The following is a 25,555-nucleotide window of genomic DNA, read 5'->3' on the forward strand; positions in this document are numbered from 1 at the left end:
CAAAGGTAAGCGGAAGTCTGATATCAATCAAATAGAAGTTTCCAATGACTGCGATCGGTTTCTTCGATATCTAATCGGAGCGGATTGCCATAGATATTGCTGATGGTTGCGATTGACAAATCCGTCTTCATTGATGGCATTCCCTCTCCTAAAGTTTGGCCTATGACCGGCGTCACACTCCGTGACCCGGCCGAGGCGAAGTAGTTCTTGGTCCCAACGGTCAATAACAAAGGGTGCTGCTCCCAGACCTTGAGGGAGCCCCTTTAGCAACAAGAGAAGCGAGGACGAGAATGAACACGAACGACGCGACCACCAAGGCTGCGGTGATTGTCGACGATGGCGACGATTTTCGGGCGCAGTTTCCGGTGTTGACACGGAAGGTGCATCTCGCCAGCAACGCCCGCGGCGCCATGAGCACACACGTACTCGACTCCTATCATGCATACCTGGACAGCTGGGCGAATGAAGGCACCGCCTTCACCGGATGGCTGGACCAGCAAGAGTCCTTTCGACGCTCGGTGGCAGCACTCATCGGGTCATCGACGGCGGAGATCGCCGTGACCGCTTCAGTAACGGCGGGGCTAGCATCCTTACTCTCCGGCATAGACTGGCAGTCCGAACAGCGTCGCGTCATCGTCGCAGATGACCAGAATTTCCCGTCCGTCATGTATCTCCTGCATGCACAGGCCAGACATGGCGTGGAAGTACGGCTCGTGCCGGCCGCCGACTCTGAAACGGCCGTCGCCGCGTTCGAGGAAGCAATTGATGAGGACTGCAAATTGGTCTGCGTATCGCACGTTTCCTTCCGGAACGGGCGCCGTCTTGATCTTGCGCGCCTCTCAGAAGTTGCACACAAGGCCGGGGCCTGGCTGGCAGTCGATGACTATCATTGTGCCGGCACGAGAGTTATCGATGTGGAGGCCGACGGGGTCGATATCCTGACTTCGGGTACGGCCAAGTTCCTGCTGGGCAGCCCGGGAGTGGCGTACATGTATGTGCGCGAATCACTGCTTCCGGAACTGCACCCGACAATTACGGGATGGTTCGCCCAGCGCGACCCAAACGACATGCAGATTGCCGAGCACCGCGAGGCCGATGATTCGAGGCGCTTCCAAGTCGGCTCAACACCGGTGCCGGCAATCTACGGCAGCCGCGCTGGCCTTGAAGTGATTGCGTCCGTCGGCCTGCAGTTTATCCAGAACCGAATCAGCTCGCTGACAGCAAACGCCATCGACGCCATACAGTCCGCAGGATTTGTGTCAGACACACCACGCGATGCGCACTACCGGGCTGGGCTTGTAGCCATTCGGGCCGAGCGCCCCGAGGAAGCCGTCCGCGAGCTCGCAGCGCGGGACATCCTGGTGACCACGCGTTCAGGAAACATCCGCACGGCATGGCATTACTACAACACCGACCATGACCTGACCGCTCTGATGACGGCCCTGGAGGACATACGGGGACTGCTGGTACCCGGTCACGCCATCTGACGAACTTTCTACGCACCTTCGGATCGAACATTCCCCATCAATCCACCATCCAAGTGCAAAGTCGCACGTGATACGGAGCAGGAAAAAATGAAGTACATTCGCACGTTGACTGCCTTTGCCGTTCTCGCTTCCGCAACCTTAACCGGTTGTGGAAGCGACGCGGGAAGCAAACCAACAACTACAGCGCAAGCAGCGGCAGGAATCGCCGTACCGGAGACAATCAAACAGGCCGGAGTCGTAAATGTCGCCGGCTACATGGCATTCCCACCCTACCGTTACCTCGACGCCGCCGGGAAACCTGCCGGTTTTGAGATCGAACTGGCCAAAGCTGTGGCCGCAAAGATGGGCGTAAAAATCGAATTTCACAGCGTGGAGTTCCCAGCCCTCATCCCTGCCATTGCCAACGGACGTTACGACTGGTCACTGGGCACTTTGGGAGATACGGAAGAACGCCGCAAGGTCGTTGACATCCTTGATTGGGCGTTGCCTGCCTACGTTCTTCAAGTTCGAGGGGGCAACCCTCACGGAGTCGAACCATCACGGCTGTGCGGAGTGACTTTTGGCCACCTTCAAGGCTCCGCGCAGGTGGCAGCCTTTGAACAAATTGCTGCTGACTGCTCCAAGCGCGGGGAGCCCGCGCCACAACAGATCTTGTTCCAAGATCCGGGAACCCAAATGCAGGCGTTACAGAACGACCGCTTCGAAGCAGCCCTCCAGAACCCCCCGGTGGCTGCCCTCACCGAACGGGAAACCAAAGGCGCGTTGATGGTCCTCTCAGGAAAAGTTTCGACGATCTCGGTTGATCCGGCTGGGTGGGTCTTCGCCAAGGGCAACACCGAACTTGAGCGTGCCGTGAGTCAGGCTATCGGCTCGCTCATCCAGGACGGAACGTGGACGAAGGTGTTGAAGGAAAACAACTTCGAGGAATTCGCCATCGTTCCACCGACACTTAACACAAAGCCCTTGGCTTTTTAGTCCGGAGCGCTTCCAATGCCCTTTGAAAAATCAACGAGTCTGGCCCGGCCATTGACCCCAGGAACTATCAGCTCACCACCGCCGCCAATGAGCACCGTTGCCCTTCGGCGACCCTGGCGCTGGGCGTCCGCGGCTTGCGTGGTCCTTGCCCTGTTGTGGTTCGCAAACGTGTTGGTCACAACGAAGGCGTTCGAATGGGAAACGGTGGGTCAATACCTATTCAACCCTCTGGTGCTTAACGGAGTGCTGCAGACGCTGTGGATGACTGTCCTGGTCCTTGTCATCGGCATGGTGTTGGGAACAATTGTTGCGATCATGCGGCTCTCGCCCAACCCGGTGCTGCATTCGGTGGCGCACGCGTACCAATGGTTTTTCCGCGGAACGCCGCCGCTGGTGCAATTGATCTTCTGGTTCAACCTTGCATCCGTATTCCCCCGAATCGAATTCACATTGCTCGGGCACACTTTCTTCAGCACGGCAACGAACAGTCTGATGACGCCCTTTGTTGCAGCCATGCTGGGGTTGGGCCTGCCGCTCTCTGCGTACTATTCAGAAATTGTCCGTGCCGGCATCCTTGCTGTCGACCAAGGGCAATGGGAAGCCGCCTCGGCCTACGCGCTTACCCCGTTCCAGACCATGCGGCACGTGGTTTTGCCTCAGGCTATGCGCGTGATCATTCCTCCCACCGGAAACGAAGCCATCGGTACGCTAAAGTTCACATCACTGGCCACCATCGTTTCTTTCTCGGAGCTGCTCCACACCGTCAGTTCGATCTACAACACAAACTTCCAGACGATTCCCTTACTTATTGTCGCCGCGCTCTGGTACCTCTTCCTGACCAGTATTTTGAGCGTTGGACAGCACTTCCTTGAAAAACGATTTGCCAGGGGGAGCCAACGGACGGGCAGCAAGCCAGTCGTCGCCAAGTTCTGGACCAAGGTATTAGGGCAGGTGAAAACCGTATGACGGTCATGGTATCGGCACAGGGAATCCGCAAGAACTACGGACGCATCCAGGTGCTCAATGGAGTTTCTCTCGACGTCGCCGTGGGCGAAGTTTGTTGCCTCTTGGGGCCCTCTGGCGCCGGAAAGAGCACTTTTCTGCGCTGTGTCAATCACCTCGAAAGCGTCGACGGTGGTCAACTGAAAGTGGACGGCGAAGTTGTCGGCTACCGTGAAAAGGCCGGGAAACTGCACGAGATGCGCGGCCGTGAAATCGCGAGGCAACGTGCATCGATCGGCATGGTCTTCCAGCACTTCAACCTGTACCCGCACATGACGGCCGAGCAAAACGTCAGTCTGGCGCAGGTTGCCGTGCACAAGCGCGGCACGTCGGATGCCCAGCAGCGAAGCCGGGAATTGTTGGACCGCGTGGGTCTCGGTAGCAAGGCCGGCAAATACCCCCGCCAGTTGTCGGGTGGGGAACAGCAGCGTGTCGCTATCGCCCGGGCCCTGGCCATCTCGCCGAAGCTCATGCTCTTTGATGAGCCCACAAGTGCACTGGATCCTGAGCTGGTCGGCGAAGTCCTCGGGACCATCCGAGCCGTCGCCGCTGAGGGAATCACGATGATGATCGTCACCCACGAAATCAGCTTTGCACGGGAAGTCGCCGACCGGGTTGTCTTCATGGACGGCGGGGTCGTGGTGGAACAAGGTCCACCCAGCCAGGTGCTCGATGCGCCCGCTGAGCCACGGACAAAGGCTTTTCTGGAAAGGGTGCTTTAGACGTGACGTCCAGCGTGGATTCAAGGTGGAATGATCCCGTTATTGTCCTCAACGAGGCCAACGAACCAATAGGAACATGTCCGAAGCCAGACGCACATCAAGGCGCAGGAATCCGGCACTTGGCGTTCTCCTGCTACGCGTTTGATCCGGACGGCAGGCTACTGGTGACTCGACGGGCGCCGACAAAAGAGACCTTTCCTGGCGTCATCACGAATACGTGTTGTGGACACCCGCTGCCTGGCGAAAATCTGGCGGACGCGGTGGAGCGTCGGCTGCGGGAAGAACTCGGGCTCAACGTCACTGGATTGCACCTGGCCTTGCCGGACTTCGATTACGTGGCACGCAGTAACGGGTACGTGGAAAAGGAGTTCTGCCCCGTCTTCGTCTGCCAGGTGAACAGTGATCCTGTCCTCAACCTTGCTGAGGTTGAGGAGGCATGGTGGATGCCGTGGGATGACGTTGTTGCTCTGGCCCGGGTGGAGTCCTCACCGCTCTCGCCGTGGGCGAGACTTCAAGTGCCGTTGTTGGCCGGAATGTCCCCGACGGCCTGGTAATCAGGGGCGGACGAGCACTTTCAGTGCAGAGCGGGAATCCATTGCGCGGTACCCATTGGCTATTTCGTCCAGTGTGATGGTGCTGTCGAAGACCAGCCCAGGGTTCACGGTGCCCTCCAGAATGGTGAGCATGAGGCGTTCGACGTAGCTTGCCACGTGGGCGACACCACCGGTAAGGGTGATATTCCGGTCGAACAGGCTTGCGTTTCCCACGGGGGCCTGTTCGTACTGGGGCACACCGACCCGTGCGATCGTTCCGTCGCTTCGGACGGCGCCGATTGCCTGTGCATAGGCGGGCATGTGGCCGACGGCTTCGAGTACGATTCCGGTACCGAGGCCGCCGGTGAGCTCCCGGACTTGGGCGATGCCGTCGTCACCGCGCTCCGTGACAACGTCGGTGGCTCCGAACGCGCGGCCAAGGTCGGTGCGTGCCCGGTGACGCCCCATGAGAATGATCTGCTCGGCACCGAGCAGTTTCGCGGAGAGGACGGCAAGAAGTCCTACCGCGCCGTCGCCAATGACGGTGACGGTGCTGCCTGTAGTGACGCCACCCCTAAGCGCGGCATGGAACCCCGTTCCATAAACATCCGCAAGTGTCAGCAGGGATGGAAGAAGACCCGATTCTGCATCCACGGGGAGTTTGAAGAGGCTGGTGTCGGCCAACGGGATGCGCACAGCTTCGCCTTGGCCGCCGTCGAACTTGGACCAGTATCCGCCGTGTACGCACGAGGTTGTTTTACCGGCACGGCAGAAAACGCAGTTGCCATCCTGGTACGTGAAGGGCGCCAGCACCAGGTCACCTTCCTTTACCCGCATGACGGCCGAACCGGTCCGTTCGACGATGCCGATGGCCTCGTGGCCCATTCGCTTAGGTTGAGGTTGGGCCCAGGAGCGGTAGGAGTGCAGGTCCCCGCCACAGATGCAGGTGAGGATCACGCGGATGACTGCGTCCGATGGGTGTTCGATGACAGGCTCGGGAACGTCCGCGACACGGATGTCCAGTGGAGAGTAGAGCAGGGTTGCGCGCATAGTGCAGCGGCCTTTCAAGGCGTTAAGGGCACCGGGTCCGTCAGGACCCGGTGCCCTTTCTCGCCGGCAGTGTCTAATTTGAGGGTGGTGTGACTGAGACGACGAAGCGCGTTTTGTCCGGGTGCGGGTTGAGGAACCTGTGGGGCAGGGCTGAGTCGAAATGGCAGCTGTCCCCAGCGTCCAGAGCATATTCCGTGCCGCCAATTTCAGCGATGAGTGATCCTTCAAGGACGAGGACACATTCTTCTGAAATGTGGCTCCGCGGAGTCTCAGAGGATGCCGCGCCGGGCTCCAGCGTCGCCTCAAGTACCTCAACCTTGCCGCCGGAGCGTGAGACGCGGGAGTAGGTTACCTGCTGTTTCGGGGATGAGACGAGGCGGCGTTCGTCGTGGCGCACCACCGTAGCCTGTTCGGGGCCTTCGCCGCGGAACAGATCGAACAGAGGGACTTTCAAGGCCTCGGCCAGACGCCGCAGGGATTCGAGGCTTGGATCGCTTTGGCCACGTTCCACTTGGCTGAGCATGGCCACTGACAGTCCTGTTTGTTCGGCCATCTGGCCCAGGGTCAGGCCGCGGTTTCGCCTGAGTTCGCGAATCCTTGATGGCAACAATGGAGGGGTACCTTCCTGACGCAAGGTCCGGGCTGCCCGGCACGGCAACCCGGACCTCTATCGAGATCGAACTAGACGGACTCTACGGACTGACGGCCGGCCCCAACATCGGCGCCGGCATCAGTGCCGGTGGTCGCCGCCTCGGGGATCCCCACCGCGATTGCCGAGGCCGGCGGACGCTTCGTGAGGAGGCTTACAGTGACTGCGAGCACGAGGTTAATCAGCAAGGCTGGCAGGCCAACTACGGTGCCCGCAGGGAACATGGCAAGCACGGCCGATCCCAAGGCCGGGATGGATACGATGGCGCCTCCAGCAACCGCGCCGACGGTTAGACCGACAGCGGTGGTACGCCGCCATAGGAACGACAGGAAGAGCGCTGGAGCCAACTGCCCCACGGCGCTGTACACGCCGGTCATGATGCTCAACAAAGCGTCGCTGTTGAAGGCAGTGATTACCACGGCCAGCAGCGTGAACACAATGACGCTGATCCGTGTCGCTCCCAGGGAGCGCTTGAGGTTTGGCTTGATTTCACCGAGCACGTTGGAAGTGAACATGCTGCTTGCCGTGATCATAATGACAGCAGTCGGTACCAGTGCCACGATCACGCCGCACCCTGCGAGCAAGCCGATCACCCAGTCAGGGTAGTTGCTTGCAACGAAGATCAGCAACGAACCATTCGCCTGCTTGGCAGGCAGATTCGGGAGGGCCACGATGGCAGCCAGCGCGATGACAGCAATGAGGACGTAGAAGAGCGAGTAGAGCGGCTGGATAATCTGGTTCTTGCGTACCGAGGTGGAATCCCGTGCTGTATATGCGACTTGGAATGCGTGCGGCAGAGCAAATGCCCCTAAAGGTGTCAGCAGGAGGAAGCTCATCCACCACCACTCGTTCATCGACGCGTGCCCGCCGATTCCCGGCAAGGTTCCCGCATCCGGGTGGACCGCCTTCACGGCATCAAAGATCCCGCCAACACTGTCGACGCCCGCAGCGTTAGCTGCCCCGATCCCAACGATAAGGAGCATCAGGACAAGCAGGATGTCCTTGACGACGGCGACGAAAGCTGCACTTCGCATGCCGCCGGTGAAGACGAACACGACCACCAGAAGACCACCGGCAAAGACATATGCCATAGAGGGGATTCCTGTTCCGAAGAGGGTCTCCAGGATCAGCGACAGCCCGGTGAGCTGAACGCGGGTGTACAAAAGCAGCGCAATGATGCCGAAGACGGTCAGCAAACTGCCGAACCACCGGGAATTGAAGCGCATGGTGAAGAAATCACCCATGGTCGTCAGACCGTGGACCTTCCCCGCCCGTTGGATACGGGGGACCAGGAAGTAGCCCACGGGTGCGGCCAATGCGACTGTTCCCAGGACGAAGAATCCGGGTGCGCCGCCGCTGAAGATGGCTTGGGAGGAACCAAGCAGCGCCGAGGCCGTAAACGTCTCACCTGCCAAAAGGAACCAGAAAAGCCACGTGCCGAAGCGGCGACCTCCCACGGACCATTCCTGAACATCCATCTTCTTGCCGCGGGAAGCCAGGAACGCACCTCCCGCGACGGAGCCGACCACAAGAACTACGCCAATGATTGCAACGACCATGATCAGATCCTTTCCAGATCGCCGTTACGGCGATCGACGAAATAGACGACGGTGATACATGCGCTTGTAACAATGACGCCGGCCACCATCCACACAAGAAGGAACGGGACGTTCCCGAAGACGTACCCCACGCGGTTCACAGCCGGGATCGCGGCGATGCACCAGAGATACGGGATGAGAAGTAGCCACCAATGCCGCCTCGGCTTGGGCCGTTCTATGGCTTCGGCTTGACCAATGGATTGGGGCCGGGGTTCTTCACTGTGAGTCACAGTGTCTCCTTTTTGAATAACAGCGAGCCCTCCACGGTCGCACCCCGATGTGCTTGCGTCTGGGAGGGTCGCCAACTGAAAGCGATGCTGTTATTCTAGTCACACTTCATTTATTCGTCCAGAGTGAACTTTGGACATCCTCGGGAGGACATCATGTTTACTATCATCCGGGCCCAGCGGCTCCTGACGAGCAGTACTGAAAGCATCATTGAAAATGGAGCCGTCGTCGTTGATGGCGCCACGATACTTGCAGCAGGACCCTGGGGCGACGTCAGTCAAACCGCCGGGGAAGCTGAGGTCCTTGACTTGGGGGACGTTACGCTCATGCCGGGACTCTTTGACTGCCACGTGCACCTTTCCTTCGATCCGGCATCCGGCACGACGACGACCGCTGTCACCATTCCTGATGACGAGGCCCTCGAGCTCATGCGTTCAAACGCGGCCAAACTGCTGGACGCCGGAGTGACCACTGCCCGCGACCTGGGCGCCCCCGGCACTCTGGGGACACAGATCAAGGCTGAGATCGCTGCCGGGGAGACCGCTGGTCCCTCCTTGCAGGTCACCAATGCGCCCATCACCGTTCCAGGAGGACATGCCTTCGCCATGGGTGGCGTTGCCGAAGGTGTCGAGGACGTCCGCGAGGCCGTCCGCAGCAGGGCAAACGAAGGCGCTGACCTGGTCAAGGTCATGACAACCGGCGGCTTCATGACAGCGGGTTCACGGCCGTGGCAAACTCGTTACTCCTTGGAGGAACTGCGTGCCATCGTCGATCAAGCCCATGAACTCGGCCTGCTCACCACCACCCATGTCCTGGGTGTCGAGGGCATCGAACGCGCTGTCGAGGCAGGATTCGATGCCATTGAGCACTGCGGGTGGGTCACGGAGTCCGGGACGAAATTCAACGAGGAGATTGCCCGGAAGATCGTGGATCGCGGCGTGGTGGTCAGCCCTGCCATGAATACCGCCTGTATGGCAGACAGCTACTTCTGCCCTTGGGATGAACACGACGCGGTGGTGGGCAACCTCAGGAAGTTGCATGACATGGGTGCACGGATTATCGCCGGAACCGACGCGGGAATCGGGTTGGTGCATTTCGCGCGTTTCGCCGATGGGCTGTCCGTCTTCGCCGATGCGGGAATGAGCCCCCGCGAGATCATCGCAAGTGCCACGGACGTCGCGGCAGAGGCATGCGGCCTCGGGGAAGTGACCGGAAAGCTGAGCCAAGGGCTGCGCGCAGACGTAATCGCCGTCGAAGGCGACCCGACGGAAGACTGGGAAGCCCTGCGACGGCCCACCTTCGTCATGGCTGCCGGCCGCCGCCACGAACTTCGTCCCATCCCCCCGCGCGAAATCGATCCGGACATGGCCCAGAAAATCCACGACACCCTCACTCAGGGCGCCGGCCGTCCGGTAGCTCAGGGACACAGCCACTGAATCCTGCGGACACTACTGATAACACTTGGAGTAAACCTATGAACCTCATGACCTCAGAACTCTTTCGTGCCCAGTTTCCAGGTCTGGAACGGACTGTCCACCTGGCCAGCTGTAGCCAGGGAGCGTTCTCCCGCGAGCTCGCCGGTGACTTGCTGGACTTTCAGAGCAGCATCATGGAGCGAGGAGCGCCTTGGGACCTGTGGATGGATAAGGTCGAAGAAGCACGGATCCGATTCGCCGCCTTCATCGGCGCCGCCCCGCAGGAGATCGCCGTAGTACCCAACGCTTCCACCGGGGCCTACCAGATCGCTTCCACCCAGTCCTACGGCGACGGCCGCGACAGGATCATTACCAGCGAACTCGAGTTTCCGTCAGTGGCCAACGTCTGGGTGGCCCAACAAGGCCGGGGCGCCCAAATCGGCTTCGCGGAAGAACATGGCGGGACGGTCCGGGCCGAGGACTATGCGGTACTCATCGACGAGCGGACCAAGCTCGTCTCGGTTCCCCTGATCACCTACCGGAACGGGTCACGCCTCCCTGTTGCCGATGTCATTGAGATGGCCCGCGCTCACGGCGCGAAGTCCTTCGTCGATGCCTACCAGGGCGCCGGCGTCGAGCCGATCAACGTCCGCGAACTCGGATGCGATTACCTGGTCACAGGCTCGCTGAAGTACATGCTGGGCGTGGCAGGGGTGGCGTTCCTCTATGTCCGCGGGGGCCTGACGGATGATGTCCCCCCTCAGCTGACGGGTTGGTTCGGGCGCCGGGATCCTTTTGCTTTCGACCCGCGCAAGGTTGATTTCCCGGAGACAGCGCGGCGTTTTGAATCGGGGACCTACGCGGTGCCTGCGGTTTATGCAGCCATCGCCGGAATGAAGATGCTCGCGCAGCTGGACCCGGCCGCGGTCAAGCGTCACGTGGCAGGTCTGACCCTGGAGCTGACTGAGGAGCTAACCGCGGCCGGGATCGAGCTGGACTCGCCCCTGGATGCCGCCCTGAGGGGGCCACAGGTCGCCTTGATCGACGAGAACCCCTCGGAACTCGCCGCATTCCTTGAATCGAAGAGCATCATTGCCAGCCCGCGTGGCCGTGCCCTTCGCGTGGCCTTCCACTTTTACAGCGTCAACAACGACATTACTGCGCTACTCAAAGCCTTGGACGAGTGGCGCTACCTACGAAATTAGGAGCCATGCTGCCGCAAAGGGGTGGCCAGTGCCCTCGACAGCACTGCTCCGCTAACTCAGGGCTACCCCGGCGGTTCGCGCCTTGGACCTGCCGTACCCGGACCAACGTCCTGGGCACAGTGCCGGGAACGACTTACTACGAACGGAGAGACTGGTGGCTACAAACACGCCAGAACCCCACCGCCCCGGCGATCACGCTGTGGGTGCAAAGAATAACGAACAGACCGCCGATGCATTCCTGACAGGAAGCCTTCGCAAAGCCCCCGGTCCATACTTTGGATCCTTTGGGGGCCGGTGGATGCCCGAATCGCTCATAGCGACCCTCGACGAGGTCGAGGCTACGTTCGAAGCGGCGAAACAAGACCCGGAGTTCATCGCGCAGATCAACGAACTGAACCGCAGTTACACCGGTCGGCCGTCGCTGCTGACGGAGGCGAAGAACTTCTCCAAGCATGCCGGCGGGGTCCGGGTGTTCCTCAAGCGCGAGGATCTCAACCACACGGGCTCCCATAAGATCAACAATGTGGTGGGACAGGCCCTCCTTGCCAAGCGAATGGGCAAGACCCGCATTATCGCCGAAACAGGTGCCGGGCAACACGGGGTGGCGAGTGCGACCGCAGCTGCGTTGCTGGGACTCGAATGCGTTGTTTACATGGGTGCCGAGGACTGCCGGCGCCAGTCACTCAACGTCGCACGCATGCAGTTGCTCGGCGCCACCGTCGTCCCCGTGGCCGGCGGATCACAGACCCTCAAGGACGCCATCAACGAAGCGCTTCGCGATTGGGTCGCGAATGTCCACACGACCCATTACCTGCTGGGCACTGCAGCTGGAGCACACCCCTTCCCTGCAATGGTCCGTTTCTTCCACGAAGTCATCGGAGACGAGGCCCGTCAGCAAATCCTCGCCGCTACCGGCCGGCTGCCAGACGCCGTCTGTGCGTGCCTTGGTGGTGGCTCGAACGCGATCGGCTTCTTCCACGGGTTCCTCGATGACATGTCCGTCCGTCTGTATGGTTTCGAAGCCGGCGGTGAGGGCATCGAGAGCGGCCGGCATGCGGCGGCCATCACACTCGGGCGGCCAGGCGTCCTGCACGGTGCCCGGACCTACCTCATGCAGGACGAAGATGGGCAGACGATCGAGTCCCGCTCGATCTCCGCGGGCTTGGACTACCCAGGCATCGGCCCGGAACATGCGTATCTGCACGACATCGGCCGTGCGACGTACGAGCCTATTACTGACACTGAGGCCATGACCGCGTTCGCGCTCCTGTGCCGCACGGAAGGCATTATCCCCGCGATCGAGTCCGCACATGCGCTGGCCGGGGCGATTAAGGTCGGGCAACGCCTTGCCAGTAGTGGCGGGGACCCTGGCGAACGGATCGTGGTGGTCAATCTGTCCGGTCGCGGCGACAAGGATGTCCAGACAGCGGCCGAGTGGTTCGGCATGCTCGATGACAATGGCCAGATCAAGGGCACGAGACTGTCCACCAGGCGGCACAACGGCAACGGAACCGGCATAGTTGATGAGGAGAACGCATGAGTGCAACAGAACAGCCCGATGTCGAGCCGGGATGCCGTAAGGAACTGCAGGCATCGAGTAAGTCCGCAGCTGCGATTGACCGGGCAAAGGCCGAAGGTCGTGCTGCCCTCATAGCGTATTTACCCGCGGGTTACCCCAGCCTGGAGGAGAGCATCGACGCTGCGATCGAGCTCGCCCGGAACGGGGCAGACATTATTGAGATCGGAATTCCCTACTCCGACCCCGTCATGGACGGAAGCCTGATCCAGACCGCCACGACTCAGGCGCTGAGCAACGGATTCCGCGTGGAGCACGTGTTCGACGTCGTGAAGGCCGTTACGGAGGCCACCGAGGCTGCCGTGCTGGTTATGACCTACTGGAACCCGGTCATGCAGATGGGCGTGGACGAGTTTGCCCGTCGCCTCGCCGAGGCTGGTGGAGCAGGCATCATTACGCCGGATCTGATCCCGGACGAGGCAGCCGCGTGGCTTGAAGCGTCTGAGAAGTATGGCTTGGACCGCATTTTCCTCGTCGCGCCATCTACTTCGGCGGAGCGAATGGTCCTGACGGTCGCAGCAACGCGCGGTTTCACGTACGCGGTCTCCCTCATGGGAGTCACCGGCGCCAGGGACTCCGTCGACGGAAACGCCCGGCGAGTTGTTTCCGAGGCCCGGGACGCAGGCGCGGGGCGGGTCTGCGTTGGGCTTGGAGTATCCAACGCCAGGCATGTTCGCGAGATCGCGGCCTACGCCGATGGCGTGATCGTCGGCACCGCCGTCGTTGCCGCTTTGAAGCATGGCGGCCCCGCCGCCGTCGGACGTTTCGCCGCGGAGCTAAGGGTGGGTCTCACCCAAAATTCCGTCTGAACTTGTGGGGAACGCCGGTTTGAGAGAGCCTAGGCCGGCGTTCCCTCCGCTTGCCTGTGCGCCCTTGCCCTCTTCGCTTGGTCCGGCGAAACGCGCACGGTCCACCCCCAGTTCACTTCATCGTCAAGGGAGACGACATGACCAACTACCATCACACCGTAGCGACCACAGGCCGCGTCCACCGTCCCAGCCACCCCGGAGCGTCTTTGGCGTTCATTTTCAGCACGCTATCGTTTCTGTTCTGGGCCAACATTCTGGGATATCTGGGACCGGGTGGCAGCCTTGCCGTCGGACTTGTCCAACTCGCTGTATACGGCAGCTACCTTGCCGGATCAGTAATTCTACTCAAGCGCGGAGACGACCTCGATGGCAATGTCTTCATGGTCTTCGCAGCCTTCTTCGGCGGCGTCGGGGGAATGCTGAACATAGGCTCAACGATCAGCGTATTGCTCGGTGTGCCCTTCTCACCCCAAGTCGGCGGGATCTGCTGGATTATGGCGGGCATCTTCCTGCTCGCCTGCTCCCCGGCGTCGCTAAGAACCAACCTCGTCGACGCGGGCGTGTACATACTTGGGGCCGTCGCTTTGCTGACGCTCGGTTTCGCCGCCGTCGGGTTCCTGCCGGGGACTGTCTTGACGGTTGCGGCGTGGATGCTCTTCGTTGTCGGAGTCCTCGCGCTCGTGCTCACAGTATCGATTGTGGGGTCTCATATCGGATACCGCATCCCCATGGGTCCCGCCCTCCTGCGGACCCGGGCAGCCACGCTGCCAGGAAGTGTGGTCCCTCACGGCGAGTCTCCCAACGAAGACAGCTGGAATCAGAGTCCCCACGAACTTCTGGAACCCGCCACCACAGATCGGCGTCAATGAGTTCGCGTCATCCCGCCGGACCAGAAAGCGCAATCATCATTATCGACCTGATCCCGGGCTTGCCGAAGGCCGCAAGCCTGCATCCGCCGCGACTGCGTGCTAGACCCTACACTCGCGCTGGTCCGGACTCAACTCGGTTATTGACTCGCTGATCCGTGGCCGATGGAGCATTCTCGACAAGGAATGCCTCAAGGACCTCGTTGAACAGATCCGGGTACTCCATCATCGTGAACCGCCGCGCACCAGGGATCCATTCCTGGCGGAAGTTCGGCATGCCGTCCAGGAGTTCAGGCCTGTCAGGCGAGGGGTCCTCCGTACCACAGATGCCAAGGACGGGGCATGTGATCCGTCGAAGCTCTTCCCGGAGAAACGGTATTGAGGTGTAGTACTCCCCGGCCTTCGTGTAATGCTCGACTGCGTGTCCGGCAAGAATCTCGATCAACTGCCCTCGCACCAACGGCTTATCAAGCGGGAGGATCGGCAGGAGGGCCTCATAGTTCTCCTCGACAAAGCGTATGAGCCCGTCCTTCCCGGCGTTCACGAGCACATCGCGGAATTTCAAATGCAGTTCAGCGAAGGGGAGCTGGTGGCTTTTCCGCCGTTGCTCCAGGAGGGGGAACCCATCCAGTTCATACCAGGACGACAGGACCAACGCCTTCACCCGTTCTGGGTGCCGAAGTGCGAACGACACCGCGATGGGAGTGCTCATGGAGACCGCCACGATGGTTGCACGGTCGATCCCGAGGGCGTCAAAGAGGAGCCGCATGTCACCGATTTGGTTCCACACCGAGTACCCGTACTCAGGGACATCGCTCTGCGCATGTCCTCGCCGATCGTAAGCAATGCAGCGGTAGTTTCTGCCGAAGTATTCGAGTTGCTTTTCGAACAGCCGGGAACTGTGCGATTCCCCATGCAGAAAAACAATGGGCTCTCCGGAACCGGCAGTTTCGTAGAAAATGTTGCAGGAATTTACATTAACGATGGGCACTATAATCTCCTAAGGGGAAGCCGCAGCAGTCCGATGGAGAAACGGTACCAACGGGCAACACCATTGAAGTAGCAGATGTTTTAGATATAAGCCATAGATGAAATCTATGGCAACAGGGCCGGATCGTTCATGACGACGTTCAGGAAATGCCCGGCGGGACCGGCATGAGGCTGTGCGTCGCGGCGGTATAGTCCCACGATGACACGCCGCACTGCACCGATTTCCGGTAACCGGCGAAGAACAAAACGCCCGGAATCAATCTCAGCCTGATCTAGTGCGATGCGGGGAAGGAAGGCCACACCCAGATCGCTTTCAACCATCCTCTTGGCGGCGTCGATGCTATCGAGCGTGAGAACGGCAGCCGGTGGAATGCCGGCCTCGTGGAGCAAGTTCGCCAGGAGTTGCTCGAAGTCGGACTCGGAAAACATGATCAATTGCGCTGAAGCTATTTCCTGCAGGGAGATGTCGTCCCCGTTGACCAGTGGGGGATTGGGGCCCTGTACGCAGACAATTTCGTCCTCGTAGATCGGGACCGAGACCAGTTCCGGGTGGTCAGCATCGCAAGCGAAGCCAAGCTGCACTTCCTCACGGAGCACGAGGTCGACGACCTCGTCGGGATGCGCCGTCCGAACGTTGACGGGAATGTTCGGGAACGCGTCCCGGAAACGCTTAAGCATTGGCGGCAATACCGTCGTGAGCAGGCCAGGTACTGTGGCGAGGGTCAGGACCCCGGCTTCACCGCTTGTGAGCTGGGTGACCAGCTTCCGCCCTTCCTCAATAGTCTGGATGGCGCGCTGCGCGTAGGGAAGGAATGCTTTGCCTGCCTCTGACAGTCTTACGCCCCGGGATGTGCGGATCAGAAGTGGAGCGCCCAGTTCCTGCTCGAGCGACTGGAGCCGGGCGGTCAAGGCTGGCTGGGAAAGGAAAGAGGCCTCCGCGGCCCGGGAGATACTCTTCTCCCGGACCGTGACCAGGAAACCCTCTATCTGCGCTAGCATCACCATAATATTCTAGCCGCGACGATCGGCGTGGTCGATGGATCATGCAAGTAATTGCCTCAGATTTTATGGCCCCAACCTCAAGCGGTCGAGGAAACGCGGGTTGGGTCAGAATTTTTCCACGCTACTGCGCAGATGGGTGAGTTGGTTGTGCCACCGCGGCAACACCGATTGTGGGCCGTGGAGGGTGAACCGGATGCCTGACGTGACCGTGGCGTAAGGTGCCCGTTGCTCCCGGACCGCGCACAGAGTACCGGTGAAGGTGGCCCGTGGAGGGTCAGCCAGGATTGGTCCGTTCTCTTGGACGCTGAATCTGAGGTCGTAGACGTTGCCGCCCGCGGCGACGGTCACCAGCAGGCGGCCGTCGCGGCGTAGGTTGATAGCTCCGGTGGACGCGTCATGAAGCAGGATTGCGATCCGGCCCTTGCCGGTCAGCACCGCTTCGGCAATGCTGAGCAGGGCAGTGCGCGGCCACCCGTCTTCGTCCATTGTCGTGATGGTGATGGCCTCGTCGCCCGTATCCAAACTGCTGTCAAGGACACCCAGGACGGCGTCCGGAACGCTTGTGGACATCATGAGACCGGCCCTCTTCCGTTGGATACGGTATCGACAAGCCCGGCGCCCAGGGACTCGTTTGCATCCCGTGAGGACTGTCCGAGAACATGACGGGAGGCTGCTGCGGCTGCTGCAGCGGTGCCCGGCCATCGGGGCAGCGCTGGGACTTCGATACCGATCTGGTCGAGCATTCGGCCGACCGACTGATCGATGACGTCTTCAAGACTCTCCGGTCGATGGTAGAAGGCCGGGACCGGCGGGAAGATGACTGCTCCGAGTTCCGCTGCCTGCGTCAATAACCGCAAGTGTCCGAGGTGAAGCGGTGTTTCGCGCACGGCCAGAACAAGCGTCCGGCGTTCCTTCAGCATGACATCCGCGGCGCGGACGAGCAGGTTGTCCGCGTATGAGTGGGCGATCCCGGACAGCGTCTTCATGGAACAGGGAACGACGATCATCGCATCGGCGCGGAAGGACCCACTCGCGATCGGGGCACCGATGTCCGAGAAACTGTGCACAACGTCGGCGAGTGCGCGGACGTCCTGCGCTGTGTAGTCGGTTTCGAGCTGCAGGTTCAGGGCGCCAGCACGTGAGAGGACCAAGTGCGTCTCCACACCGGGTACCGCCCTGAGCATTTGGAGGGCGCGGACACCAAGGATGACCCCGGTGCTGCCCGAGATGCCGATGACAATCTTCTTCATTGTTGGACTCCTTCCATGGAGCGATGGGTCGAGAACTTGCCGGGTGGCGTGCTGGAGGACTTCGTTGGGAACCGCCAGCCGCGCAGCCCGGCGCTCATGCGGTTGGCGACGATGATCCCGGAACCAGCACCAAGGCCGGGGCCCGGGTGCGTGCTTGCCCCGACCAAGTAGAGATCCTTGATAGGCGTTGTGTGTCCAGTGAGATCTGGTCGTGGGCGCCAGAGCAGGCTCTGGTCAAGGGAGAACGCCCCGCTGGAGCCATCGCCTCCGACGAAGTTCTCGTTGGCGCGTGCAAGATCGAGGGGAGACATCGATACCCGTCGGATGATCGAACTCTCAAAGTTCGGAATGTGCCGTGCAAGGATCGCCTGTGCGCGGTCGGCAATGCGCTCGCGCACATCGTCCGTCCAGACGCCCTCGTCCGTTTCGATCTCCCCGGCGGCGTCTCCGCGCAGGCGCGAGGGCATCTCGTGCAGTTGGACGGCGAAGATCCAGCCGCCATCGGGGGCCCGTGAAGCATCCACGGCAACGGGTTGCCCCACGGTCAGGGTAGGCAGCGCCGGGATGAAGCCTCGTTCAGCTTCGTTGACCGCCCGCGAAACGGCGTCAACACCGGACGTAAGGTGGATCGTAGCTGCGCGCAGGAGTTGTGAATCTGGCCATTCGGGGCGGCGGTCGAGCGCGAAATGGAGTTGCACGCGAGCGCGGCCATAGCGGAACCGGCGGGCTGCGCGTTCGGCGGCGTGAGCTTCCGGGACGTCGGCGAGCAGGCTGCCGTACAGTTGGGTCGGCGTCACACCGGCCACCACTCCACGCTTGGCGGTGACAACGGTGCCGTCCGCCAAACGCACGCCGGCAGCCCGCCCGCGCTCGACGTGGACAGCGGCTACCCCCTGGCCAGTGACGCACGTCCCACCCGCGTCCCGAATGAGTCCGTGCAGCGCATCAACCAGCCGATACCCGCCGCCCTCGGGCACCGGCGTTCCGCGGGCTTCAAGCGACATGTTCATCATACGAGTCATGAAACCGGAGGAGGGCTGCTCCGGCCCGGTGCCGGCGTGCAGAGTCCATGGTGCGAGCAGGGCCTGGGTTGTGGGGGACCGGAACTGCTCACTCCAGTCCCTGCACGTCTCCAGGAGATCGCCGCTGAACTTCAGCAGCCCCTTCATCCCTAGCTGGCGGTAGGCACGCACAGCGAGCATGGCCCCGTGCCGGGAAACCAAGTCACCAGACATGATCCCTTTAATCAGTCCGGAGACCTCCTGATGCTCCGCACGCAGGCGCCTCCAAGTGTCCCCATCGCCGGCCCCTGCGTCCTCAAAAGCAGCGATGTTTAACTCCGGATCGGTCGTTAGCACGGCAGCATTTCCTTCAGCCGTGAGTCCGCCGGCCGGCACGTCGCACTGGAGATACCTCAGGCCTCGCGCCGCAAGATCATCAGCCAGCCTGGTGTAGGCCGCTGAACCAACGAACATCGCGTGGCTGATGGCATAGAGGTCGTGCGTGTAGCCGGGCGCCAACTCCATGGTGTGGATGGCGCCACCGAGATGGTCCTGCCGTTCGAACACACCGCACCGCCAGCCCTCCTGGGCCAGCAGTGCGGCAGCGGTCATGGTATTGATCCCGCTTCCGACGAAGACAGCGTCGAATTCGGCCATTGCTACTTGGTCCAGCCCAGCTGAGCGCCCCACCGTGCGCGGACCCGGCTGGCAAGTTCAGGACTGACCTCAACGACTGGCGCGAAATCGCGGAGCCGGTGATAAGGGCGGCATGCGTTGATGATTGCCCTGGAGGCGACCCACGGGCCCTCAGGATCAGCCAGCATCGGGTCCAGCGGATTGGTGGGTGTGTCGCGGATGATCTGAATGCTGTGCGCGGGGTCGGTTCGTGTCGAGATCGCCCAAATGACGTCGTCAATGTCGGTGACGTCTATGTCGTCGTCGACGACCACGACATACCGGCCCATGGAGACTCCACCGGCGACGAGTGCCGCTGCAGCACCAACTTGCTGGGCGTGTCCGGCATAGCGCTGTTTGATGGATACGACATTGAAGAAGTTCGCCGAACCGGTCTCGTACTTCCAGGCGGCTGAAACATCAGGAACCAGCGCACGCAATTCGTCCAGCAGGAGCGAGGACTCCAGAGCAGCCCGCCAGAATGAATGGTCGAACGGAGGCTTGCCCGGCAAGGAGCCGTAGACAATGGGCTTGCCGCGGGAATAGACACGCTCAACATGGATGACCGGGCGCCGTTCGCGACCACCTGCAAAATAGCCTGTAAATTCCCCGAACGGACCTTCCCAATCTTCATCGTCCGGTTCCACCCATCCCTCGATTGCCAGTTCCGAGTATGCGGGGATCGGCAGGCCCGTGACCTCGCCTTCGATGACGTCTACGGGCGTACCGGCAATGGCACCTGCAACCGAGAGTTCGTTGACCCCGTAGGGCAGGGGCATCGCCGAGGCCAGATAGATAAGAGGTCCGTGGCCGAAGCTCACAGCGATCGGCGCACGCTCGCCCCTTTCGAGGTACTTGTTCAGGTGGATACCACCATGGTTGATGGGCTCGATAAACACGCCAAGGGATCGCTCATCCCGGACGGAAACGCGGTAGGTGCCGTAATTGACGTCGTCAGTTTCGGGGTCGCGCGTGATAACGCTGCCGCCTGTTCCCAGGTAATGCGCTCCGTCACCCTCGTGCCAGAGCGGGGCGGGATAGGAGCGGAGGTCGATCTGGTCTCCACTGAGGACCTCGTTGCACACCGGGCCGGTACTCACTACGCGTGGCTGATAATGCTTCGCATCCCCTTGCCATTTACGGGGAAGGCCGCGCAACTGCTCGACCAGCTGGTGTACATCAAGGCCGTCCGGCAACCCCAGGGCGGAGGCTACCCGCGCCGGGCTACCAAGGGAGCAGGAGAGGACGCTACCGGTTTCCTCATGGCCGGGGATTTGGTCGAATAGCAGAGCCCGGCCTCGGTTCTTGGCATTGAGGTCGGTGATGGCGCCAATTTCGTAGTCGAGCTCGGCTCCGGACACTTCGTCCAGTTCGCCCAACCGGCGAAGGTCTTCCAACCAAAGTCGGAGGTCGAATCCTGGATGGCCTACTTCGCCCGCCGCTGAGTGGACTGTTTCGGTTTCGCGTGCGCTTGTTGTCATGGGAAAAGGCTACGGAGATAATGGCCATCGAAGAAGACTGACTTTTCGATCGCGGCCATCAGGATGATCTATGTCGAGACTCATAGAAGGAAGTGATGGCTCATATCCGAAATGCCTATTAGTTGCTCGCAGGGGGATCCGAGTAGCGTTCGATATATGACCTGCGTCACCTCATTGGTGATCGGCTGGACAGGCGCTAGCACGACATCTAGTTCCCAACCCCTGGGAGCTGTGGTCAGCCGATACCGGCTGACAGCCGCCCCACCCTCATCATGACCTGGTCTCTACCCCTGCACAAAGAAGTGCCCCTAAAGGAGGTTTTCCATGGATGAAACTACTGGAACGTCCATCCCCCATACTACGCACCAAACCTCGCGAGAGACCCCTTACGGGGGGCCAGTCGTACGGGTGCGTTCCGGCGCCTGGGTGATTGCCTGTTGCTGGTTTGCAATCACGGTCGACGGCTACGACCTGATCGTGTATGGCACAGTGGTGCCGGCGCTGATCGGCGGCGAGTGGGCCCTTACCCCTGCTCAGGCCGGGCAGATCGGATCACTCGCGCTAGTCGGGATGATGATCGGCGCGCTGCTCGCTGGAGTGCTGACTGACCGAATGGGTCGACGCCGGCTGATGATCGCCTGCGTGGCATGGTTCACCGTGGGCATGGCCCTCTCAGCCGTCTCGCCCTCACCGGAGATTTTCGGAGTGACGCGACTCGCCTCGGGCATTGGCCTGGGCGGTCTCATGCCCACGGCAATCGCGATGACTCTCGAATACGCCAAGCCCAAGTTGCGCAGCACAGCAAATGCAATCATGTTTTCCGGATACTCAATCGGCGGCATCATAGCCTCGCTGAGCGCAATGTGGATTCTCGGCGCCGCCGGATGGCGTGCCATGTTCTGGATCGGCGTGGGACTTGGTACGGTCCTGCTCGTCGTCGTCGCAGCCGCACTGCCTGAGTCCGTGACCTTCCTGGTCGGACGCGGACGCCACGGCGAAGCCGCCGCACTTGCCGCCAAATACGGGATCGCCGTACCCCAACCTCTCGCTGGGGATGTCCAGCGCACAGGTGTTAGAGCGTTGCTTGACCGCCGCTTCGCGGTGAGTACCGTCCTGTTCTGGCTGGTCGTTGCCAACGGACTGCTGCTCGTCTACGGTCTGAACACCTGGCTGGCCCAGATTATGCGTGAGGCGGGATACCCGCTTGGAACCGCGCTGGCCTTCCTCCTGGCGCTCAACGCCGGCGCGATCCTGGGTACCCCGCTGCTCGGCCTCCTCGCTGACCGCATCGGCTCACGCATCGTGGTCGGAAGCATGTTCTTCGGAGCGGCCGCAGCGATCCTTCTGCTGATGTTCCGTTTCCCAACCCCCGTGCTGCTGACGTTGGTTGCAGTGGCGGGAGCATGCACTATCGGCACGCAGACCCTGCTCACCGCGTTTATCGGCGGCTTTTACCCTGAAAGGCTTCGCGCTGCCGGGCTTGGGTGGGCGTTGGGCATTGGCCGGATCGGAGCCATCGCCGGGCCGCTGTACGGGGGCTTGATCCTCTCCACCGGCTGGGGTTTCCAAGCAAACTTCCTTGCATTCGCAGTGCCGGCATTGCTTGCGGCCATTCTGGTGCTGCTGATCCGCGGACGCGGACACGCCGATACGGCAAGCGTTGCTTCTGTCGGGAAAGAGCAATTTGGCGTCGAAAACACCGAACAGGGCAGCGTCCAACACCGCTGACTTCCCATCACCTGCCGGAACTGCAGAGGCCGCCCGTTCGGACGCGGACAGGGCGGCCGCTGTTAGCGCGGTCAGCACGCCCGACGGGCGTGTTCCTTCTTTCATACATCACAAAGGAGTTCCAATGTCCCAGCTGACTGGGTTGCTCGCGTCTCTCGCCGCCGGCGACGTGCGCGTGGTCGATTTGACCAATACGCTCTCGAGCGAGACGCCGACCATTCGATTGCCGGAGCCGTTCGCCAATCTGGTCGATTTCAGCCTTGAAGAGGTTTCGGCCTACAACGAACCGGGCCCATTCTGGAAGCACCAAAACATCAGCACTGGAGAGCACATCGGTACGCATCTGGACGCGCCCATCCACTGGGTGACGGGTCGTGGCGGGAAGGACGTCTCGCAGATCGAACCACCAAGGCTGGTCGGCCCGGCGTGCGTCCTCGACGTCAGCCATGAGGCGGCCATGGATGCTGACTTCCTGGTCGGCGTCGAGCACATAAAAGCTTGGGAAGACGAGCACGGCCCCATACCTGAAAATGCGTGGCTTCTGGTACGCACCGGCTGGGGCGCTTATGCACAGGACCCCATGCGTTTTCTCAACGCCGATGAGGCCGGAGCCCACACCCCGGGATTCACCGTCGAGTGCGCCCAGTGGCTGGCTGACGTCGCTCCCATCTCGGGGGTCGGGGTCGAGACAGTGGGGATCGACGCCGGACTCGCTCCCACGATGGACCCGATCTTCCCGTTGCATCATTTCCTGCTGGGCGCGGACAAATACGGTGTCACGTCCCTGCAGAACCTGGACAAGCTCCCGGCCACGGGTGCGGTTATTGTCGTGGCGCCACTGCCTATCGTGGGTGGGACCGGCTCACCGGCCAGGGTCCTCGCTTTCGTGGACGGGGCCCGCGGATGACGACGCAAATCCACGCCACAACCAGCCCGGAAGTCTCTTCGGCGCCGCTGAGCGAAACCGTCGCCGCTCTGGTCGGCCGGACACTCGCCGAACTCGGCGCCGGTCATTGTTTCGGCGTTGTCGGCTCCGGCAATTTCGATGTCACCAATTCCCTGATCCGGCACGGCGTGCCCTACACCGCTGCCCGTCACGAGGGGGGCGCCGCCACCATGGCGGACGCCTACGCAAGGATGTCCGGCAAAGTTGCCTTGCTTTCCGTGCATCAGGGCTGTGGCCTGACCAACGGCGCAACTGGCATCGGTGAGGCTGCAAAGTCGCGCACACCATTGGTGGTCCTCGCCGCCGAAACGGCGGGTTCCGCGGTGAACTCCAACTTCGCCATGGACCAGCCAGCCTTCGCCCGGTCCCTGGGTGCGGTTTCCGAACGGGTCCACTCTGCAGGATCTGCGGTGGCCGATGTCGTCCGCGCTTTCCGCACGGCGCAGAACGAACACCGCACCGTCGTCCTCAACCTGCCTCTCGATGTCCAAGCACAGCTCGCGGGAAACCAACGGCAAATCAGTCCTATCGGCCGTCCGGCCGCTGTGCGTCCGGCCGCATCGAGCGTCAAGGCCCTCACGGACCTCCTGCTGACAGCCCAGAGGCCCGTATTCGTCGCCGGACGCGGCGGCCGGCATGCCGGAGCCGAAATCCTGGCCCTCGCCGAGCTCTCAGGGGCCCTCGTTGCAACCTCTGCAGTGGCAAAGGGACTCTTTGGTGGTGAGCCATTCGCCCTCGGGATCTCGGGCGGCTTCTCGTCACCTACAACAGCGGAAATCATCTCCGGCGCGGATCTTATCGTGGGCTTCGGGTGTGCCCTGAACATGTGGACCATGCGCCACGGCGCCCTTATCGGCCAGGACACGGCCGTTGTGCAGGTCGACGTCGAGGACGCCGCCCTGGGTGCCAACCGGCCTATAACTTTGGGCGTCGTCGGCGACTCAGGAGCGACCGCTGCCGACGTCTTCGCCGAACTGAAACGCCGCGGGACGACCCCGAGGACGGGATACCGCACCGACGAGATCGAACGCAGGATCGAGTCCTCATCCCGCTGGCAGGACGTGCCAATCACCGATCTGTCAGTGCCGGCGGGGGAGGGGTTGCACCGAATCGACCCCCGGGTGCTCACAGCCAGAATAGACAAGTACCTCCCGGCGGAGCGCATTGTCTCCATCGACTCGGGAAATTTCATGGGGTATCCAAGCCAGTACCTCGATGTCCCGGACGAGAATGGGTTTTGCTTCACTCAGGCCTTCCAATCAATCGGGCTAGGTCTTGCCACGGCGATCGGCGCAGCACTCGCGCAGCCTCATCGGATCCCTGTGCTGGGCGCCGGCGACGGGGGCTTCCTTATGGGCATCAGCGAGCTTGAGACCGCAGTCCGTCTTCGCCTGCCCTTGGTGTGCATCGTCTACAACGATGCCGCCTACGGAGCCGAAGTTCATCACTTTGCTGCCCACGGTCCCGTGGATATCTCCACCGTGACATTCCCTGAGGCCGATATCGCAGCAATCGCCACGGGTTATGGCTGCCAAGCCATTACGGTCCGGACCCCGGAGGACCTGGCACCGTTGGAGGATTGGGTCCGCTCCCGTCCCGACCGGCCGTTCGTCATTGATGCGAAGATCGCCTCGGACGGCGGCGCCTGGTGGCTGGCCGAAGCCTTCAAGGGCCACTAAGCGCGGCAAGGGACGACCGTAAGGTGCTCCTCTGGATGGTTCGCCCATCAGAGGAGCACTTTGCTGTCACTGAGTATGGATCCTTGAAGCGAAAAGCGACTGCCGTTGCGGCCGCAAACTGAATCGCTTATGACCTTAGTTTGAAGGTGGTGTCACGGAAACTAGGAAGCGGGCCTTCTCGGTATGCGGGTTAAGGAACCTGTGTGGCAGGGCAGAATCGAAGTGGCAGCTGTCCCCAGCGTCCAGGGCGTAGTCCGTGCCGTCGATTTCGGCGATGAGTGATCCTTCAAGGACCAAGACACATTCTTCTGAAATGTGGCTTCGCGGGGTTTCGGAGGATGCAGCGCCAGGCTCCAGCGTGCCCTCCAGCACTTCAACCTTCCCGCCGGATCGCGACACTTGGGAGTACGTCACATGCAGGTTTGGCGATGAGATAAGGCGGCGCTCGTCGTGGCGTATCAAGGCAACCTGTTCGGGGCCTTCGCCGCGGAACAGGTCAAAGATTGGAACCTGCAAAGCTTCTGCCAGGCGTCGGAGGGACTCGAGGCTTGGATCGCTTTGGCCACGTTCGACTTGGCTAAGCATGGCAACTGACAGCCCTGTCAGTTGGGCGACTTGACCAAGGGTCAGGCCTCGGTTCCGCCTGAGCTCGCGAATTCGTGATGGCAACAAAGCAGGGAGACCTTTC

General features: G+C 61.4%; 24 protein-coding genes. 13 read left to right on the plus strand and 11 right to left on the minus strand.

Translation table 11 applies throughout. The features are described from left to right. Positions 1 to 290: 290 nt before the first annotated feature. The 5 genes from LDN75_RS09775 to idi all read left to right on the plus strand — a co-directional run bounded on the left by LDN75_RS09775 (position 291) and on the right by idi (position 4,740). Positions 291 to 1,487, plus strand: a complete 1,197-nt coding sequence (locus LDN75_RS09775) for an aminotransferase class V-fold PLP-dependent enzyme (RefSeq protein WP_064723605.1) — start codon at positions 291 to 293, stop codon at positions 1,485 to 1,487. Between the two features lie 87 nt (positions 1,488 to 1,574). Then, complete coding sequence (locus LDN75_RS09780) at positions 1,575 to 2,462, plus strand: transporter substrate-binding domain-containing protein (RefSeq protein WP_064723606.1); 888 nt, start codon at positions 1,575 to 1,577, stop codon at positions 2,460 to 2,462. A gap of 168 nt (positions 2,463 to 2,630) precedes the next feature. Continuing rightward, a complete protein-coding gene (locus tag LDN75_RS09785) occupies positions 2,631 to 3,428 on the plus strand; it encodes an amino acid ABC transporter permease (RefSeq protein ID WP_223937089.1) in 798 nt (265 codons plus the stop codon). Next, positions 3,425 to 4,186, plus strand: coding sequence for an amino acid ABC transporter ATP-binding protein (locus LDN75_RS09790; protein WP_275959810.1), 762 nt, complete (start codon positions 3,425 to 3,427; stop codon positions 4,184 to 4,186). Before LDN75_RS09785 ends, LDN75_RS09790 begins: the two co-directional genes overlap by 4 nt. A gap of 14 nt (positions 4,187 to 4,200) precedes the next feature. Next, positions 4,201 to 4,740 carry an isopentenyl-diphosphate Delta-isomerase gene (gene idi / locus LDN75_RS09795; RefSeq protein WP_064723632.1) on the plus strand — a complete coding sequence of 180 codons (540 nt, stop codon included), beginning with the start codon at positions 4,201 to 4,203 and terminating at the stop codon, positions 4,738 to 4,740. Here idi and LDN75_RS09800 read toward each other — a convergent pair whose 3' ends face one another. The 4 genes from LDN75_RS09800 to LDN75_RS09815 all read right to left on the minus strand — a co-directional run bounded on the left by LDN75_RS09800 (position 4,741) and on the right by LDN75_RS09815 (position 8,246). Continuing rightward, complete coding sequence (locus LDN75_RS09800; protein WP_223937090.1) at positions 4,741 to 5,769, minus strand: alcohol dehydrogenase catalytic domain-containing protein; 1,029 nt, start codon at positions 5,767 to 5,769, stop codon at positions 4,741 to 4,743. A gap of 73 nt (positions 5,770 to 5,842) precedes the next feature. Further along, positions 5,843 to 6,376 (minus strand): XRE family transcriptional regulator, encoded by a 534-nt coding sequence (locus LDN75_RS09805; protein WP_223937091.1) that lies wholly within the window; start codon positions 6,374 to 6,376, stop codon positions 5,843 to 5,845. Between the two features lie 74 nt (positions 6,377 to 6,450). Further along, positions 6,451 to 7,977, minus strand: coding sequence for a sodium:solute symporter family protein (locus LDN75_RS09810; protein WP_064723609.1), 1,527 nt, complete (start codon positions 7,975 to 7,977; stop codon positions 6,451 to 6,453). Between the two features lie 2 nt (positions 7,978 to 7,979). Further along, the gene (locus LDN75_RS09815; protein ID WP_223937092.1) at positions 7,980 to 8,246 is read right to left on the minus strand and encodes a DUF3311 domain-containing protein; all 267 of its coding nucleotides are present in this window, start codon (positions 8,244 to 8,246) and stop codon (positions 7,980 to 7,982) included. Positions 8,247 to 8,399: 153 nt separating this feature from the next. Between LDN75_RS09815 and LDN75_RS09820 the strand changes: the two genes are divergently transcribed. The 5 genes from LDN75_RS09820 to LDN75_RS09840 all read left to right on the plus strand — a co-directional run bounded on the left by LDN75_RS09820 (position 8,400) and on the right by LDN75_RS09840 (position 14,118). After that, positions 8,400 to 9,680: an amidohydrolase family protein gene (locus LDN75_RS09820; RefSeq protein ID WP_223937093.1), complete on the plus strand. Its 1,281-nt coding sequence runs from the start codon at positions 8,400 to 8,402 to the stop codon at positions 9,678 to 9,680. 38 nt (positions 9,681 to 9,718) lie between these two features. After that, complete coding sequence (locus LDN75_RS09825; RefSeq protein ID WP_064723611.1) at positions 9,719 to 10,864, plus strand: aminotransferase class V-fold PLP-dependent enzyme; 1,146 nt, start codon at positions 9,719 to 9,721, stop codon at positions 10,862 to 10,864. A gap of 199 nt (positions 10,865 to 11,063) precedes the next feature. Beyond that, entirely contained in the window at positions 11,064 to 12,404 is a 1,341-nt protein-coding gene (gene trpB / locus LDN75_RS09830; protein ID WP_223937543.1) for a tryptophan synthase subunit beta, read from the plus strand. Continuing rightward, on the plus strand, positions 12,401 to 13,249 hold the full coding sequence (gene trpA, locus LDN75_RS09835) for a tryptophan synthase subunit alpha (protein WP_223937094.1): 849 nt from the start codon (positions 12,401 to 12,403) through the stop codon (positions 13,247 to 13,249). The genes trpB and trpA overlap by 4 nt, the downstream gene beginning before the upstream one ends. Positions 13,250 to 13,386: 137 nt before the next feature. Next, the gene (locus LDN75_RS09840) at positions 13,387 to 14,118 is read left to right on the plus strand and encodes a hypothetical protein (protein WP_223937095.1); all 732 of its coding nucleotides are present in this window, start codon (positions 13,387 to 13,389) and stop codon (positions 14,116 to 14,118) included. A 106-nt stretch (positions 14,119 to 14,224) separates the two neighbouring features. Here LDN75_RS09840 and LDN75_RS09845 read toward each other — a convergent pair whose 3' ends face one another. The 6 genes from LDN75_RS09845 to LDN75_RS09870 all read right to left on the minus strand — a co-directional run bounded on the left by LDN75_RS09845 (position 14,225) and on the right by LDN75_RS09870 (position 20,514). Then, positions 14,225 to 15,106 carry an alpha/beta hydrolase gene (locus LDN75_RS09845; protein ID WP_223937096.1) on the minus strand — a complete coding sequence of 294 codons (882 nt, stop codon included), beginning with the start codon at positions 15,104 to 15,106 and terminating at the stop codon, positions 14,225 to 14,227. 104 nt (positions 15,107 to 15,210) lie between these two features. Further along, positions 15,211 to 16,110, minus strand: a complete 900-nt coding sequence (locus LDN75_RS09850; protein ID WP_064723615.1) for a LysR family transcriptional regulator — start codon at positions 16,108 to 16,110, stop codon at positions 15,211 to 15,213. A gap of 102 nt (positions 16,111 to 16,212) precedes the next feature. Continuing rightward, on the minus strand, positions 16,213 to 16,680 hold the full coding sequence (locus LDN75_RS09855; protein WP_064723616.1) for a hypothetical protein: 468 nt from the start codon (positions 16,678 to 16,680) through the stop codon (positions 16,213 to 16,215). Continuing rightward, complete coding sequence (locus LDN75_RS09860) at positions 16,677 to 17,357, minus strand: UbiX family flavin prenyltransferase (RefSeq protein ID WP_064723617.1); 681 nt, start codon at positions 17,355 to 17,357, stop codon at positions 16,677 to 16,679. The genes LDN75_RS09855 and LDN75_RS09860 overlap by 4 nt, the downstream gene beginning before the upstream one ends. Continuing rightward, positions 17,354 to 19,015, minus strand: coding sequence for an NAD(P)/FAD-dependent oxidoreductase (locus LDN75_RS09865; protein WP_223937097.1), 1,662 nt, complete (start codon positions 19,013 to 19,015; stop codon positions 17,354 to 17,356). Before LDN75_RS09865 ends, LDN75_RS09860 begins: the two co-directional genes overlap by 4 nt. 2 nt (positions 19,016 to 19,017) lie before the next feature. After that, positions 19,018 to 20,514 (minus strand): UbiD family decarboxylase, encoded by a 1,497-nt coding sequence (locus LDN75_RS09870; RefSeq protein WP_223937098.1) that lies wholly within the window; start codon positions 20,512 to 20,514, stop codon positions 19,018 to 19,020. Positions 20,515 to 20,838: 324 nt separating this feature from the next. Between LDN75_RS09870 and LDN75_RS09875 the strand changes: the two genes are divergently transcribed. The 3 genes from LDN75_RS09875 to LDN75_RS09885 all read left to right on the plus strand — a co-directional run bounded on the left by LDN75_RS09875 (position 20,839) and on the right by LDN75_RS09885 (position 24,867). Beyond that, a complete protein-coding gene (locus LDN75_RS09875; protein WP_223937099.1) occupies positions 20,839 to 22,242 on the plus strand; it encodes an aromatic acid/H+ symport family MFS transporter in 1,404 nt (467 codons plus the stop codon). Between the two features lie 124 nt (positions 22,243 to 22,366). Then, positions 22,367 to 23,149, plus strand: a complete 783-nt coding sequence (locus LDN75_RS09880) for a cyclase family protein (protein ID WP_223937100.1) — start codon at positions 22,367 to 22,369, stop codon at positions 23,147 to 23,149. Beyond that, positions 23,146 to 24,867, plus strand: a complete 1,722-nt coding sequence (locus LDN75_RS09885) for a thiamine pyrophosphate-binding protein (protein WP_223937101.1) — start codon at positions 23,146 to 23,148, stop codon at positions 24,865 to 24,867. The genes LDN75_RS09880 and LDN75_RS09885 overlap by 4 nt, the downstream gene beginning before the upstream one ends. A gap of 135 nt (positions 24,868 to 25,002) precedes the next feature. Here the strand turns inward: LDN75_RS09885 and LDN75_RS09890 are convergent, their stop codons facing one another. Then, the gene (locus LDN75_RS09890) at positions 25,003 to 25,539 is read right to left on the minus strand and encodes an XRE family transcriptional regulator (protein ID WP_064723620.1); all 537 of its coding nucleotides are present in this window, start codon (positions 25,537 to 25,539) and stop codon (positions 25,003 to 25,005) included. Between the last annotated feature and the right edge of the window lie 16 nt (positions 25,540 to 25,555).

Source organism: Arthrobacter sp. StoSoilB5, from assembly GCF_019977235.1.
Classification (GTDB): Bacteria; Actinomycetota; Actinomycetes; order Actinomycetales; family Micrococcaceae; genus Arthrobacter.

Excerpts from the sequence above, each read along its gene's own strand:
- LDN75_RS09825 (WP_064723611.1), top strand. The coding sequence starts at position 9,719 with ATGAACCTCATGACCTCAGAACTCTTTCGTGCCCAGTTTCCAGGTCTG.
- LDN75_RS09860 (WP_064723617.1), bottom strand. The coding sequence starts at position 17,357 with ATGAAGAAGATTGTCATCGGCATCTCGGGCAGCACCGGGGTCATCCTT.
- LDN75_RS09790 (WP_275959810.1), top strand. The coding sequence starts at position 3,425 with ATGACGGTCATGGTATCGGCACAGGGAATCCGCAAGAACTACGGACGC.
- LDN75_RS09870 (WP_223937098.1), bottom strand. The coding sequence starts at position 20,514 with ATGACAACAAGCGCACGCGAAACCGAAACAGTCCACTCAGCGGCGGGC.
- LDN75_RS09885 (WP_223937101.1), top strand. The coding sequence starts at position 23,146 with ATGACGACGCAAATCCACGCCACAACCAGCCCGGAAGTCTCTTCGGCG.
- LDN75_RS09780 (WP_064723606.1), top strand. The coding sequence starts at position 1,575 with ATGAAGTACATTCGCACGTTGACTGCCTTTGCCGTTCTCGCTTCCGCA.
- LDN75_RS09840 (WP_223937095.1), top strand. The coding sequence starts at position 13,387 with ATGACCAACTACCATCACACCGTAGCGACCACAGGCCGCGTCCACCGT.
- LDN75_RS09875 (WP_223937099.1), top strand. The coding sequence starts at position 20,839 with ATGGATGAAACTACTGGAACGTCCATCCCCCATACTACGCACCAAACC.
- LDN75_RS09800 (WP_223937090.1), bottom strand. The coding sequence starts at position 5,769 with ATGCGCGCAACCCTGCTCTACTCTCCACTGGACATCCGTGTCGCGGAC.
- trpA (WP_223937094.1), top strand. The coding sequence starts at position 12,401 with ATGAGTGCAACAGAACAGCCCGATGTCGAGCCGGGATGCCGTAAGGAA.
- LDN75_RS09775 (WP_064723605.1), top strand. The coding sequence starts at position 291 with ATGAACACGAACGACGCGACCACCAAGGCTGCGGTGATTGTCGACGAT.
- LDN75_RS09820 (WP_223937093.1), top strand. The coding sequence starts at position 8,400 with ATGTTTACTATCATCCGGGCCCAGCGGCTCCTGACGAGCAGTACTGAA.
- LDN75_RS09850 (WP_064723615.1), bottom strand. The coding sequence starts at position 16,110 with ATGGTGATGCTAGCGCAGATAGAGGGTTTCCTGGTCACGGTCCGGGAG.
- LDN75_RS09855 (WP_064723616.1), bottom strand. The coding sequence starts at position 16,680 with ATGATGTCCACAAGCGTTCCGGACGCCGTCCTGGGTGTCCTTGACAGC.
- LDN75_RS09810 (WP_064723609.1), bottom strand. The coding sequence starts at position 7,977 with ATGGTCGTTGCAATCATTGGCGTAGTTCTTGTGGTCGGCTCCGTCGCG.
- LDN75_RS09865 (WP_223937097.1), bottom strand. The coding sequence starts at position 19,015 with ATGGCCGAATTCGACGCTGTCTTCGTCGGAAGCGGGATCAATACCATG.
- LDN75_RS09880 (WP_223937100.1), top strand. The coding sequence starts at position 22,367 with ATGTCCCAGCTGACTGGGTTGCTCGCGTCTCTCGCCGCCGGCGACGTG.